This window comes from Pediococcus sp. EKM201D, assembly GCF_011800215.1.
GTDB lineage: Bacteria > Bacillota > Bacilli > Lactobacillales > Lactobacillaceae > Pediococcus > Pediococcus pentosaceus.
Genome location: NZ_JAALFK010000003.1, coordinates 177762 through 193030 on the forward strand (window position 1 = coordinate 177762; position 15269 = coordinate 193030).

The 15269-nt window shown below is 39.3% G+C and carries 8 protein-coding genes; 2 read left to right on the forward strand and 6 right to left on the reverse strand.

Going from position 1 to position 15269, the window contains the following annotated elements:
* Positions 1–76: 76 nt before the first annotated feature.
* From fusA to rpsL, 3 genes are all read right to left on the reverse strand, one after another.
* Positions 77–2170 carry an elongation factor G gene (gene fusA / locus HFC68_RS05900; RefSeq protein ID WP_002833327.1) on the reverse strand — a complete coding sequence of 698 codons (2094 nt, stop codon included), beginning with the start codon at positions 2168–2170 and terminating at the stop codon, positions 77–79.
* Positions 2171–2292: 122 nt separating this feature from the next.
* A complete protein-coding gene (gene rpsG / locus HFC68_RS05905; RefSeq protein ID WP_002833326.1) occupies positions 2293–2763 on the reverse strand; it encodes a 30S ribosomal protein S7 in 471 nt (156 codons plus the stop codon).
* Positions 2764–2778: 15 nt separating this feature from the next.
* Positions 2779–3192, reverse strand: coding sequence for a 30S ribosomal protein S12 (gene rpsL, locus HFC68_RS05910; protein WP_002832281.1), 414 nt, complete (start codon positions 3190–3192; stop codon positions 2779–2781).
* 275 nt (positions 3193–3467) lie between these two features.
* Here rpsL and HFC68_RS05915 point away from each other — a divergent pair, with 275 nt between their 5' ends.
* Positions 3468–4148 (forward strand): A24 family peptidase, encoded by a 681-nt coding sequence (locus HFC68_RS05915; RefSeq protein WP_041526972.1) that lies wholly within the window; start codon positions 3468–3470, stop codon positions 4146–4148.
* 92 nt (positions 4149–4240) lie between these two features.
* Positions 4241–5191 (forward strand): nucleoside hydrolase, encoded by a 951-nt coding sequence (locus HFC68_RS05920; protein WP_011673657.1) that lies wholly within the window; start codon positions 4241–4243, stop codon positions 5189–5191.
* Positions 5192–5278: 87 nt separating this feature from the next.
* Here the strand turns inward: HFC68_RS05920 and rpoC are convergent, their stop codons facing one another.
* The 3 genes from rpoC to HFC68_RS05935 all read right to left on the reverse strand — a co-directional run bounded on the left by rpoC (position 5279) and on the right by HFC68_RS05935 (position 15260).
* Positions 5279–8917 carry a DNA-directed RNA polymerase subunit beta' gene (rpoC, locus tag HFC68_RS05925; RefSeq protein ID WP_011673658.1) on the reverse strand — a complete coding sequence of 1213 codons (3639 nt, stop codon included), beginning with the start codon at positions 8915–8917 and terminating at the stop codon, positions 5279–5281.
* Between the two features lie 29 nt (positions 8918–8946).
* Positions 8947–12555: a DNA-directed RNA polymerase subunit beta gene (locus tag HFC68_RS05930; protein ID WP_002833322.1), complete on the reverse strand. Its 3609-nt coding sequence runs from the start codon at positions 12553–12555 to the stop codon at positions 8947–8949.
* A 239-nt stretch (positions 12556–12794) separates the two neighbouring features.
* Positions 12795–15260 (reverse strand): ATP-dependent Clp protease ATP-binding subunit, encoded by a 2466-nt coding sequence (locus HFC68_RS05935; RefSeq protein ID WP_167399722.1) that lies wholly within the window; start codon positions 15258–15260, stop codon positions 12795–12797.
* Between the last annotated feature and the right edge of the window lie 9 nt (positions 15261–15269).

Below are 15269 nucleotides of genomic sequence, written 5' to 3' on the forward strand. Positions count from 1 at the left end.
AATAAATTTAAAATAAAAAGAAGTTTTCTCCTTCAATTAAATAATTGAAAAAAGAAAACTTCTTTAATTTTAAAGATTATTCAGCATGTCCGCCATTTTTCTTGATAATTTCTTCTTGAATTGATTTTGGAACAGCTTCGTAATGATCAAATGTCATAGTAAATGTACCACGACCTTGTGATGCTGAACGAAGTGTTGTAGCATAACCGAACATTTCTGATAGAGGAACAAATGCATGGATTTCTTCAGCACCAGCAATTGCTTCCATACCATCAACGCGTCCACGACGTGCAGTAACTTGTCCCATGATATCACCCATGTATTCTTCAGGAACACGGATTTCTACCTTCATAATTGGTTCTAGGATAACAGGAGCAGCAGTCTTAGCAGCAGCACGTAAAGCAAGTGATGCAGCCACCTTAAATGCAGCTTCACTAGAATCGACATCATGATAACTACCATCATATAGTTTAGCCTTAACATCAACCAATGGATATCCGGCAAGAACACCATTGTTCATAGCTTCTCTCAAACCTTCTTCAACTGATGGAATGTATTCACGAGGAACTACACCACCAACGATGGCATCTTCGAATTCAAAGCCTTTACCTTCTTCGTTTGGTTCGAATTCAACCCAAACGTCACCATATTGACCTTTACCACCAGACTGACGTACAAATTTACCTTGTGCGGAAGTCTTCTTAGTAAATGCTTCACGGTATGATACTTGAGGAGCACCAATTGTAGCTTCAACGTTAAATTCACGTTTCATACGGTCAACAATGATATCAAGGTGAAGTTCACCCATTCCGGCAATAACAGTTTCACCTGTTTCAGGGTTTGTTTCTGCACGGAATGAAGGATCTTCTTCAGCAAGTTTTTGAAGAGCGATATCCATCTTATCTTGGTCAGCTTTTGACTTAGGTTCAACAGCAACTTCGATAACTGGATCTGGGAATACCATTGATTCCAATTGTAATGGATGTGCTGGATCAGTCAATGAATCACCAGTTGTAGTGTTCTTAAGACCGATAGCAGCAGCGATATCTCCAGAGAATACTTCTGGGATTTCTTGACGTTGGTTAGAATGCATTTGTAGCAAACGACCAACACGTTCACGCTTGCCCTTTGTGGCGTTAAGAACATATGATCCTGATTCCAATGTACCTTGGTATACACGGATAAATGTTAAACGACCAACGAATGGGTCAGTAGCAACTTTAAATGCTAAAGCAGCGAATGACTTGTCATCACCAGCAATCAATTCAACTTGGTCGCCTGTTTCAGGATCTGTAGCACTATAAGGCTTAACATCCAATGGTGATGGTAAGTAATCAACAACGGCATCAAGCATCATTTGAACACCCTTGTTCTTAAATGCTGAACCAGCAAGAACTGGGAATAATTCAAGAGCTAAAGTACCTTTACGAATAGCAGCTTTGATTTCAGCAACTGAGATATCTTCTCCACCAAGGTATTTTTCCATGATGTTTTCATCAATATCAGCCAATTGTTCAATCATTTCGTTACGACGCTTTTCAGCTTCTTCTTTGTATTCATCAGGAACATCAACAGTTTCCCATTCTGTACCTAATTCATCAACGTCATACAAATCAGCCTTCATTTCAACCAAGTCAATAATTCCTTGGAAATCATCTTCAGCACCGATTGGCATTTGAATTGGCAAAGCGTTAGCTTGCAAACGGTCGTGGATTGATTGAACTGAGAAATCAAAATCAGCACCAAGCTTATCCATCTTGTTAGCAAAAACGATCCGTGGAACATCATAATCTGAAGCTTGACGCCAAACAGTTTCTGTTTGAGGTTCAACACCAGCTTGAGCATCAAGAACCGCTACGGCACCATCAAGCACACGGAGTGAACGTTCAACTTCGATTGTGAAATCAACGTGTCCTGGTGTATCGATGATATTGATACGGTGGTTCTTCCATGCTGCTGTTGTTGCAGCAGATGTAATTGTAATACCACGTTCTTGTTCTTGGGCCATCCAGTCCATTTGTGAAGCACCTTCATGTGTTTCACCAATCTTGTGGATCTTACCTGTATAGTACAAGATACGTTCTGTAGTTGTTGTTTTACCAGCATCAATATGAGCCATGATACCGATATTACGAGTTCTTTCTAGAGGAAACTCACGTTTGTTAGCCATTATATAAAAGGTTCTCCTTCCAAATGAAATCAAAGTAATAGCTGTTTTTAGAAAAAATGACTACTATATGCATCCATATAATAGTCATCATGGTTGCAATGATTAATTGCAACGACTGAATCTTACCAACGGTAATGTGCGAATGCACGGTTGGCTTCAGCCATCTTATGTGTGTCTTCACGTTTCTTAACAGATGCACCAGTATTGTTAGCTGCATCCATAATTTCACGAGCAAGACGTTCTGGCATTGTGTGTTCACCACGGAGACGAGCGTAGTTAACTAACCAACGTAAACCAAGTGTTGTACGACGATCTGGACGTACTTCAATTGGAACTTGGTAGTTAGAACCACCAACACGACGAGCCTTAACTTCAAGGACAGGCATGATGTTGTTCATAGCTTCTTCGAAAACTCCTGTTGGTTCTGAACCAGTTTCTTTTTCGATAATATCAAAAGCATTGTATAAAATCTTTGAAGCTTTACCACGCTTACCATCTAACATTAAACGGTTGATTAAACGTGTAACAAGCTTTGAGTTATAAATTGGATCTGGTAATACTTCGCGTTTTGGTGCTGGACCTTTTCTTGGCATTTATACACAACCTCCTTACTTCTTAGGTTTCTTTGTACCGTATTTAGAACGGCTTTGTTTACGATCAGTAACACCTGCTGTATCAAGCGCACCACGAATGACATGGTAACGAACACCAGGTAAATCCTTTACACGACCACCACGGATCAAGACAACACTATGTTCTTGAAGGTTGTGACCAATACCAGGAATATAAGCTGTAACTTCAATCAAGTTTGACAAACGTACACGAGCGTACTTACGTAAAGCTGAGTTAGGCTTCTTAGGTGTCATTGTACCAACACGTGTAGCAACTCCACGTTTTTGAGGAGCTGGGTTGTTAACTTGAGACTTCTTCATGCTGTTATAGCCGTAGTTCAAAGCTGGAGCTTTTGACTTCGAGCTTTGTGAACGACGACCCTTACGAACCAATTGGTTAATTGTAGGCATCGATGTTTCTCCTTCCAATATATGAAAATAAATAAGTATTCTTTAAGTACACATATCCAGGCGGTTCTTTTTTTGATATAAAAAAAGACGGCCGAGACTTGTACCAGGGCTAACGTTTCCAGTCAGCATGTCTGCATTTGCAGAAAACCTGTCCACAAAAAGCACCTTAAATAGAATATCACGCAATTTTTATGAATGCAAGTAAATTAAGCAAAAAAACGGAGCGTTATTTCGTATATTATCTAATACCAATCATTAAGTTAAGGAGAAATAACATGCTCTTATTTTATTATTTACTTATAGGAATTCTAGGTGCCAGTTGGGGATCATTTCTTCTAGTGCTTTATGAACGCCGTTTAGTCGGTCAATCCATCATTTTTCCACCCTCCCACTGTTCAAACTGTTCTACTCCACTGCCGTATTATTGCTTAATTCCAATTGTTAGTTATTGGAGTTGCCGAGGGCGATGCATTTTTTGCGACGTATCGATTCCTACCTACTCCGTGATGCTTGAAATATTGTCAGCCTTATTCTTTTTAACGATCGTGCCTACCACTTCGCCAACACCATTTAGTTTTATTTGCTTTTTTATCCTCAGTTACCTAGCCGTGGAGGATGTAGCCGTTCAATCAGTTAGCACGCATATTTTAATTTTTCCAGCCTACTTATTGGTCAAATTTAATTTTTCTTGGTTAAACTTCGCTATTTTACTCATATTAACCTTTTTATTATTCAATAATTTAGAACACCTAGCTTGCTTTCAAAAAATAGGACAAGGCGATATAGAAATCTTATTATTTTTCACTTTATTAGTTGGTGCCCATTTGACTACCCTCATTATTTTGATTGCTGCTACCCTTGGAGCAACCGTACTATTTTTTACTAAAAAAAGCATAATTCCTTTTATTCCATACCTTTTCACTGCATATTATTTATTAATGTTTGCATTTCAGTAAAAATCATTAATATACTTCGCGAAAATCATTTTATAAACACAACATACGAACTTTATGCTATCATTACTTTAATAAATTTGGGAGGTCCTACTTTGCAAAATATTTATTTTAATCATGATGGTAATGTCGACGATCTTGTATCTTTACTTCTACTATTGGAATTTCCAGATACAAAGTTAATTGGAGTGGGGGCAGTTGGAGCAGATTCCTATGTAGAACCTGCTGTTTCAGCATCTAGAAAAATCATTGATCTTTTTGGTCAAGATACTACCCTAGAAGTTGCTAAATCTAATTCACGCCCAGTAAATCAATTCCCCAAAGAATGGCGCCTCAGCGCTTTTTCATTTGATGATTTTCCCATTTTAAACGAACACTTGGATAACAATAATCAACCTAAAACTAAATTGGCATCTCAACCAGCTCATTTAGATATGTTAGAGAAGATTAAAGCTTCTCAGCAGAAGGTGACTTTGATTATGACTGGTCCATTAACTGATCTGGCTCGTGCCATCGAAATCGATCCTACAATTGTGGACAATATCGATGAACTATTCTGGATGGGTGGATCAATGAACGGGGTTGGTAATGTTGCTGAACCCGAACATGATGGTACAGCTGAATGGAATGCATACTGGGATCCTCAAGCTGTCGAAACCGTCTTTGATACGGACCTAAAAATTACCATTGTTAGTTTAGATAGTACTAACCAAGTTCCCTTGACTAAAGCTTTACGTATTCGTTGGGCTAAGCAGCGCCAATTCCCTGCTTTAGATTTAATTGGTCAAGGTTATTCTCTAGTTCACTCTTTTGAAGCTAACTCAACTTATTATTTATGGGATGTTCTAACTACTCTTGTAAGTAAATATCCTGAATTAGTTGATAGTAAACCAATTAAAGCTGCTGTTATCACCGATGGTCCCTCGGCTGGAAAAACTTTTGTTACTGATAACGGACGTCCTTTAACCTTCGTTACTCAAGTAAATTCCGCTCTCTTCTTTGATAAATTCGATGAGCTAGCGCAAGCAGCTAAAACCAACTATTAATTCATCGCGTTTCTTAAAATTACCATAATAAAAAAGCTCACCAAACTGTGTTATCCACAATTTGGTGAGCTTTTTATCTAAAAACTATTATTCAACAGTTTCATTCATTTCTTTTTCAACGTCACTTAATGATTGAGGTTGTTCAACGTTTCCGCCCACAACTTCAGGCTTGATTTGACGATAATCCGTCATACCAGTACCTGCAGGAATAATCTTACCAATGATAACATTTTCCTTCAAACCAACAAGTGGATCATTCTTACCACGAATAGCAGCATCAGTAAGAACTCGAGTTGTTTCCTGGAATGAAGCAGCTGACAAGAAACTATTTGTTTCAAGAGCAGCCTTAGTAATACCAAGAATTACAGGACGTGATGTGGCAGGAATACCACCAGCAATCAAGGTCTTGTAGTTATCATTCTTAAAGTCATTAATGTCCATTAATGTACCTGGAAGAATGTCAGTATCACCAGGATCCATTACCCGAACCTTACGAAGCATTTGACGAATCATGATTTCAACGTGCTTATCACTGATTTCAATACCTTGCATACGGTAAACTTTTTGAATTTCACTTAGCAAGTAATTTTCAGTAGAAAGAACGTCGCGAACTTTGATTAATTCCTTAGGATCGATTGAACCTTCGTTCAATGCTGAACCACGGTGGATGTAGTCACCTTCTGCAACCTTCATACGAGCCGTGATTGGTAATGTGTAAGTACGAGTATCGGTTTCACCCTTAATCGTAATATCCTTTGTACCTTCAGCAGGATCTTCTTCAATAGCTTCGACTGTACCAGTAACTTCTGAAATCTCGGCTGGTCCTTTAGGATTACGAGATTCAACAATTTCTTGGATACGTGGAAGACCTTGAGTGATATCGGCATTACCAGCCACACCACCAGTATGGAAGTTACGCATAGTAAGCTGAGTACCAGGTTCACCAATTGATTGAGCAGCAACAGTACCAACTGCTTCACCAACTTCAACACGGTCACCAGTAGCCATATTACGTCCATAACACTTCTCACAAACACCATGCGCAGTGTTACATGTAAATGCTGAACGAATAGTTACTTCTTGAACGCCGGCTTCAATGATTTGTTGTGCTATAGCTTCGTTAATCATCTCATTTGGTCCAATGATGGTTTCACCATTTTCAGGATTGAAAACAGATTTCATTGTGTAACGACCTAAGATTCGATCATAAAGTGGTTCAATCATTTCATTACCTTCAGCAATTGCTGAAATCAATAATCCACGATCAGTTCCACAATCTTTTTCACGAACGATAACATCTTGAGCAACATCAACAAGACGACGAGTCAAGTAACCAGAGTTAGCGGTCTTCAAGGCGGTATCGGTCATACCTTTACGAGCACCATGAGTAGAAATAAACATTTCCAAAACACTAAGTCCTTCACGGAAGTTAGAAAGAATTGGAAGTTCCATGATTTTACCATTAGGAGCGGCCATCAAACCACGCATACCAGCAAGCTGAGTAAAGTTAGAAATATTACCACGCGCACCAGAATCAGACATCATGAAGATTGGGTTTTGTGGATCAAATGTTTCCATCAGTCTTTGTTGGATGTCATCTTTAGCATCGTTCCAAATTCCAATTACCCGTTCATAACGTTCGTCATCAGTAATAAGTCCACGACGGAATTGCTTTGTAACAGTAGCAACTTGTTTATGAGCTGCAGCAATAATTTCTGGCTTTTCAGGCAAGTTAGTAATATCTGCAATACCCACAGTTAAACCTGAAAGGGTTGAGCGATAGAATCCTAAGTCTTTCATTCGATCAAGTAATAATGAAGTTTCAGTAACTTTATATTGCTTGTAAACTTCAGCGATAACGTCACTCAAGAATCCAGATTTGAATGGTGCAATTAATGGTCGTTGATTTAGTTGTTCACGGATGTCTTCGCCACTTTCGAGGAAGTATTCATCCGGTGTACCACTAACCAAGTTTTCATTAGTTGGAGCATTCAAGTAAACAAAGCCCTTAGGAAGAATGTCATTGAATAACATTTTACCAACAGTAGTAATCAAGATTTGTTTACGTTGTGCATCAGTAAATGGCTTTTCAGGCATTGAATTAGCACGAACACCAATTCTTGTATGAATTGAAACATAACCATTTTGAAGAGCTAAACGAACTTCATCAAGGTCGTTGAAGATCATGCCTTCACCGACACTTTCAGCTCGTTCCATTGTTAACCAATAGTTACCAATAACCATATCTTGAGATGGAGTAACAACTGGCTTACCATCCTTAGGAGCAAGGATATGGTGAGCAGCTAACATCAAAAGGCGGGCTTCAGCTTGAGCTTCATTTGATAAAGGTAAATGAATAGCCATTTGGTCCCCATCAAAATCGGCATTGTAAGCTTCACAAGCTAATGGATGTAAACGCATGGCCTTACCACTTACTAGAACGGGTTCAAAAGCTTGAATACCAAGTCTATGAAGTGTAGGGGCACGGTTCAAAAGAACTGGATGTTCTTTGATAACATCTTCAAGAACATCATAAACATCATCATCTTTACGATCAATTTTACGTTTAGCATTCTTGATGTTAGAAGCTAAGCCACGACCAACGAGTTCCTTCATAATAAATGGCTTGAATAATTCCATTGCCATTGGAACTGGAAGACCCATTTGGTTCATCTTCAATGAAGGACCAACATCAATAACTGAACGTCCAGAATAATCAACACGTTTACCCAGCAAGTTTTGACGGAAACGTCCTTGCTTACCTTTAAGCATGTGTGACAATGACTTCAAAGGACGGTTACCAGGTCCAGCAACAGGACGACCACGACGACCATTATCAATCAAAGCGTCAACCGCTTCTTGAAGCATCCGCTTTTCGTTTTGAACAATAATTCCAGGTGCATTTAAATCTAACAATCGTTTCAAACGGTTGTTACGGTTAATTACACGACGATATAAATCATTCAAATCTGATGTAGCAAAACGACCACCATCCAATTGAACCATCGGACGTAAATCAGGTGGAATGACTGGAATAGCATCGAGTACCATCCATTCTGGGTGGTTACCAGATTTAAGGAAGGCTTCAATAATGTCTAGACGACGAACCGCACGGGTACGCTTTTGACCAGAAGCTTCCTTCAATTCTTCTTTCAATTGGTTAGCTTCTTTTTCAAGATCTACTGTTTCAAGTAAAGCTTGGATAGCTTCCCCACCAATTTTAGCTACAAATTTATCACCATATTCACTTAACTTATTACGATATTCGCGTTCAGTTAATAGTTGTTTCTTTTCTAGTGGAGTTTCACCAGCATCGATAACAACGTATGAAGCAAAATAGATGATTTCTTCCAATGAGCGAGGACTCATATCAAGAACTAGTCCCATACGACTAGGGATTCCCTTGAAGTACCAGATGTGTGTTACTGGTGCAGCAAGTTCGATATGACCCATACGTTCACGACGAACCTTAGATTTTGTAACTTCAACACCACAACGATCACAGACGATTCCCTTATAACGGATACGTTTGTACTTTCCACAAGCACATTCGTAATCTTTGGTTGGTCCAAAGATTCGTTCGTCGAATAATCCATCTTTTTCTGGTTTTAAAGTTCGATAGTTAATGGTTTCAGGTTTTTTAACTTCACCATATGACCACATACGGATCTTATCAGGAGAAGCTAAACCGATTTGCATACTTTCGAATTTATTAACATCGATCAACGGACTGACCTCCTCTTTCTTTTAAGTAATTAGTTTTGATTGTTTTTAGTTTCAACAGGAGCTGATTCCGTTGATGGAGCCTTTGCTTCTTCAGCGCTAGCATTTGTTTTTTCATTTTGCTTTTCAGCATACTTGCTAAGAGCATCGACATTCACAACATCGTCATCTTCTTCGTCCATATCACGAAGTTCAACTTCTTGGTCATCCCCACCTAGAACCTTCATATCAAGTCCTAAAGCTTGTAATTCTTTAACAAGAACTCGGAATGATTCTGGAACACCTGGGCGTGGAATTGGTTCACCCTTAACGATCGCTTCGTATGTCTTAACTCGACCAACGACGTCATCAGACTTGTAAGTAAGGATTTCTTGAAGAGTATATGCAGCACCGTAAGCTTCAAGAGCCCAAACTTCCATTTCACCAAAACGCTGTCCACCAAATTGTGCTTTACCACCAAGTGGTTGTTGTGTAACAAGTGAGTAAGGTCCAATTGAACGAGCATGAATCTTATCATCAACCATGTGAGCAAGTTTCATATAGTGCATGACACCAACAGCCACACGTTGTTCAAATGGTTCACCAGTACGTCCATCATAAAGCACAGACTTAGCATCAGAATCCATACCAGCTTCAGCAACTGCTTCCCAAATATCTTTATCTTGGGCTCCATCAAAAACAGGAGTTGTCATGTGGATACCTAAGTTACGTGCAGCCATTCCCAAATGAAGTTCAAGAACTTGTCCGATATTCATACGAGAAGGCACACCCATTGGGCTAAGCATAATGTCAATTGGAGTTCCATCAGGCATGTAAGGCATATCTTCTTGTGGGATAACCACTGAAACAGTACCTTTGTTACCATGACGTCCGGCCATCTTATCACCAACTTGGAGTTTACGCTTTTGAGCGATATAAACACGAACCATCATGTTTACACCAGGTGATAATTCGTCACCATTTTCACGAGTGAAAATCTTAACGTCTTGAACGATTCCGCCGCCACCATGTGGAACACGGAGTGATGTATCACGAACTTCACGAGCTTTTTCACCGAAAATAGCATGAAGCAAGCGTTCTTCAGCAGATAATTCTGTGACCCCCTTAGGAGTAACCTTACCAACCAAGATGTCACCATCTTCAACTTCAGCACCAACTCGAACAATACCATCTTGATCAAGATTGCGAAGGGCATCTTCACCAATATTAGGAATTTCACGAGTCATTTCTTCAGGTCCAAGTTTTGTATCACGTGCTTCTGATTCATATTCTTCGATATGAATTGATGTATATACGTCATCACGAACTAAACGTTCATTAATCGCAATCGCATCTTCGAAGTTATAACCTTGCCATGTCATGAAGGCGATCAATGGGTTTTGTCCAAGGGCTAATTCACCTTGTTCCATTGATGGACCATCAGCTAGTACTTCATCCGCGTCAACTTTATCATTAACTCGAACAATTGGGCGTTGGTTGTAGTTCTTACCACCATTTGAACGGCGGAACTTCATGAGCTTGTAAGTATCAAGTGCGCCATCATCACGACGGACACGTACTTCACGTGCATCAACATATTCAACTACACCAGCGTGTTGACATAAAAGAGCAACCCCAGAATCATGCGCAGCTTTATATTCAATACCAGTACCAATTAATGGAGAATGTGGATCAACCAATGGAACAGCCTGACGTTGCATATTAGCACCCATCAAGGCACGGTTAGAATCATCATTTTCCAAGAAAGGAATACATGCTGTAGCAACAGCAACTACTTGCTTAGGAGAAACGTCCATGTAATCGACATTTTCAATGCTAGTTTCGATGTTATCACTTTCATGACGAGCCATAACTACGTCGTCAGCAAATGAACCATCATCATTAAGTGGAGAGTTAGCCTGAGCAATAACAAATTGATCTTCTTCGTCAGCAGTTAAGTAATCAATACGATCGGTAACTTTATGATCTTCCCATGAAACACGACGATATGGTGTTTCGATAAAACCATAACGGTTGATCTTACCATATGAAGCCAAGTTATTAATCAAACCGATATTAGGACCTTCGGGAGTTTCAATCGGACACATACGACCATAATGCGTATAGTGAACGTCTCGAACTTCATATCCGGCACGATCACGAGTCAAACCACCAGGTCCAAGTGCTGATAGACGACGCTTATGTGATAATTCACCAAGCGGGTTAGTTTGATCCATGAATTGTGACAATTGTGAAGAACCAAAGAATTCTTTAGTTGCAGCAACTACTGGACGAATGTTAATCAATTGTTGTGGTGTAACTGTTTCAGCATCTTGGATTGACATACGTTCACGTACTACACGTTCCATACGTGATAAACCAATGCGGAATTGGTTTTGAAGTAGTTCACCAACTGAACGGATTCGACGGTTACCCAAATGATCAATATCATCTGTACTACCAATTCCATCTTGAAGAAGGAAGAAGTAATTCATTGAAGCAATAATATCAGCAGGTGTGATGTGCTTCAATTTAGCATCGATATTACCATTACCAATCATATTCAATGTACGTTCTGGGTCGTTAGGGTCTTGAACTTTGATAACTTGGATAGTCATTGGTTCAGTAACGACTGCTTCTTCAGATGGTTGGTATGTAACCATCTTGAAGTCAGGACGATCAAGGAAAACTGCTAATTTCTTCATTACGTCTTTGTTGACCATTTCACCCTTTTGAGCAATAACTTCCCCTGTATCAGGATCAGCTAATGTTTCAGCTAGGGTTTGACCTAAAAGACGAGTCTTAAGGCTAAGTTTTTTATTTACTTTGTAACGACCTACTGGAGCCATGTCGTAACGTTTTGGATCAAAGAAGCGCGCAGTTAGCAAACTTCTTGAACTATCTGCAGTCTTAGGTTCACCAGGACGCAAACGTTCGTAAATATCCTTCAATGATTCAGCAACCCGTGAATCTTCGGGATTCTTATGAACATCTTTATCAAGAGTGAAATCTAAACTATCAGAACCACCAAAAATATCGATGATTTCTTCATCAGAGCCAAATCCAAGGGCACGAACTAATTCGGTCATTGGAATCTTACGAGTACGATCAATCCGTACATAAGAAATTTCTTTAGCATCTGTTTCATATTCTAACCAAGCCCCACGGTTAGGAATAACGGTTGTTCCCCAAATTTTACGATTATTTTTATCTGTATCTAAGTTGTAATAGACACCAGGTGAACGAACTAATTGTGAAACAATAACACGTTCTGCTCCATTAATAATGAAAGTACCTTGTTCTGTCATTAATGGGAAATCACCAAAGAATACGTCTTGTGATTTAATTTCGCCAGTTTCGTGGTTTGTTAAACGTAAAGTTACGTGCAATGGTGCAGAATAGTTTGCTTCATGTTCACGAGCTTCGTCAACCGTGTACTTTGGTTCTAGTAGTTGATAATCGACGAATTCAAGTGATAATTTACCTGCAAAATCTTCAATCGGCATAATGTCATTGAACATTTCACGGAGACCTTCGTCTAAGAACCATTGGTACGAATCAGATTGAATCTCGATCAAATTAGGTAGATCAAGCACTTCTTTAATTCGTGCATAGCTCCGGCGCGTACGATGTTTACCATACTTAACTAAATGTCCTGCCAAGTTATTCACCTCTCCAATTTCTAAACGAGTTAAATGTTACAGTTTGATTACAATTTGCACTGAAACCTGTTTTTTAGCAAAAAAAAACCAAAAATAGTCCTCTATAAGAAACTATTTTTGCTTTTTTATCTAGAACACTGCGGACAATAGATCGCACTGTCTCATTTAACCCTGCTTTAACATACATATTACATTTTATTCCTTGCCATATGCTTTGTCAAACAACTTGCAATGTTAAATTATTTATTTTTTATTAATGTTTTATTTTTAACTTTTAAATTAATTTTTCCGTTGCGCGCTCCGATCGTAATATCGTCACCAACCTTAGCTTCACCGGACAACATTAATTCACTTAATTGGTCTTCAACCTTAGTTTGTAAGGCTCGACGCAATGGACGTGCCCCATATTCAGGATCAAATCCAGCTTCAGCCACCACATCAATTGCACTAGGAGTAAACTTGGCATTAATTCCCTGCTCACTCATCCGCTGAATGACATCTTTAGCCATCAATTTAACGATTTGATGGAGTTCAGGTTTCGTTAATGAATGGAAAATAATGGTTTCGTCAATCCGGTTGAGGAATTCGGGACGGAAACTCTGCTTCAAAACTTCACGTACTTTATCTGCCATAGCATGGTAATCTTCAGCTGCATTTTGAGCACCAAAGCCGACTGATTTTTCATCCCTCAATGCTGTAGCTCCCAAGTTAGACGTCATAATGATAATAGTATTTCTAAAATCAACTCGTCGGCCCTTAGAATCAGTTAGAAAACCATCATCAAAAACTTGAAGTAACAAATTAAAGACATCTGGATGAGCTTTTTCTACTTCATCAAATAAAACAACTGAGTATGGTTTCCGACGAACCTGTTCAGTCAATTGTCCACCCTCGTCGTAACCCACATAACCTGGTGCTGATCCAACTAGACGACTAGTGCTGTAACGTTCCATATACTCAGACATATCAATTCTGATCATATTATCTTCCGAACCAAACATAATATCTGCTAAAGACTTAGCCAGTTCTGTTTTACCAACCCCTGTAGGACCAAGGAACATAAAAGAACCAATTGGTCGCTTAGGGCTCTTCAAACCTGAACGCGCACGGCGAATAGCTCGAGCTACTGACGAAACGGCTTCTTTTTGACCAATTACTCGTTCGTGCAAAGTTTTCTCTAAATTAATCAAGCGATCTGACTCAGATTGTTTCATCTGCGTTAAAGGTACACCAGTCCAATCTGAAACGATTTGCGCAATATCTTCGCCATTTTCAATTAATTTATAATCTTTTTTAGCTTCATTGGTTTCTGGGTTATTTTCAGCACGCTCAATCTTACGGCGTAACTTCATTTCTTTCTTACGGATGTCGGCAGCCTTTTCGAAATCTTGATTATCAATCGCTTCTTCTTTAGCTGTTCGTAATTTTTCTAATCGATCTTCATCCGTAACTTTTTTCACTTGCTTCTCAGAGGCATCGATTCGAATTTTAGCAGCCGCTTCATCGATTAAATCGATGGCCTTATCGGGAAGAAAACGGTCTGCAATATAACGTGATGATAAAGTAACTGCTTGTTGAATGGCATCATCTGAAATTTTAACTTGATGATGTTCTTCATACTTAGGACGAATTCCTCTTAAAATTTGAACTGCTTCAGCTTCCGTAGGTTCATCAACTTCCACTTTAGCAAAACGTCGTTCCAAAGCAGCATCAGCTTCAATATACTTTTGGTATTCTGTTAAAGTAGTTGCACCAATCGTTTGTAGCTCGCCACGAGCTAAAGCTGGTTTTAGGATATTAGAAGCGTCAATGGCTCCCTCAGCCCCGCCAGCTCCAATTAACGTGTGTAACTCATCGATAAAGACAATCACTTGACCATCATTGCGAATTTCTTCAATCACCTTTTTTAAACGATCTTCAAATTCACCACGGTACTTAGTTCCCGCCACTAAAGAACCCATCTCTAGCATCATTAATCGTTTATTTTGCATATCAGTTGGAACATCTTGATCGATAATCTTTTGAGCTAATCCTTCGGCAATCGCCGTCTTCCCAACTCCTGGTTCACCAATCAATACTGGATTGTTCTTAGTCCGTCGGCTTAAAATTTGGATTACGCGACGAACTTCTTTTGTCCGCCCCACCACTGGATCAATTTTTCCTTCAGCAGCCATCGCCGTCAAGTCTCGTGCAACTGAATCTAAAGTTGGGGTTCCTTCAGCACTTGTAGCCCGTTGCTTACTACGTCGATTTTGAGTAGCTGGATTTACACCTAATTTACGTAAAGTAACTTTGCGAACCTCGGCAATATCTGTATCCAACGCCAATAAAATTCTTGAAGACAAAATATTATCATTTTGTACTAAAGCAAGTAATAAATGTTCGGTTCCAATTTTAATAGCGTTTAATTGCTTAGCCTGCTCTTGAGCGTTGGCTAAAATTTCACTAGCTTTTGGTGAATATGGTAAATAATCATCTTTTACTGTTCGTAAGTTACCATAGCCGGTAAATTGCTCAATTTCCTCAGCAACGTCCACTTCTGTAACATTGAATTGTCCTAAGACGCTTCGCGCTACACCATTGGTCTCAATTGCCAATGCTAACAACAGGTGTTCAGTACCCACCGCGGGGTGTTTAAATCTTTTTGCTTGTTCTTGAGCAATAACCAAGGCATTTCTTGCACTAGGGGTAAATAAATTTTCCATTTTCCACCT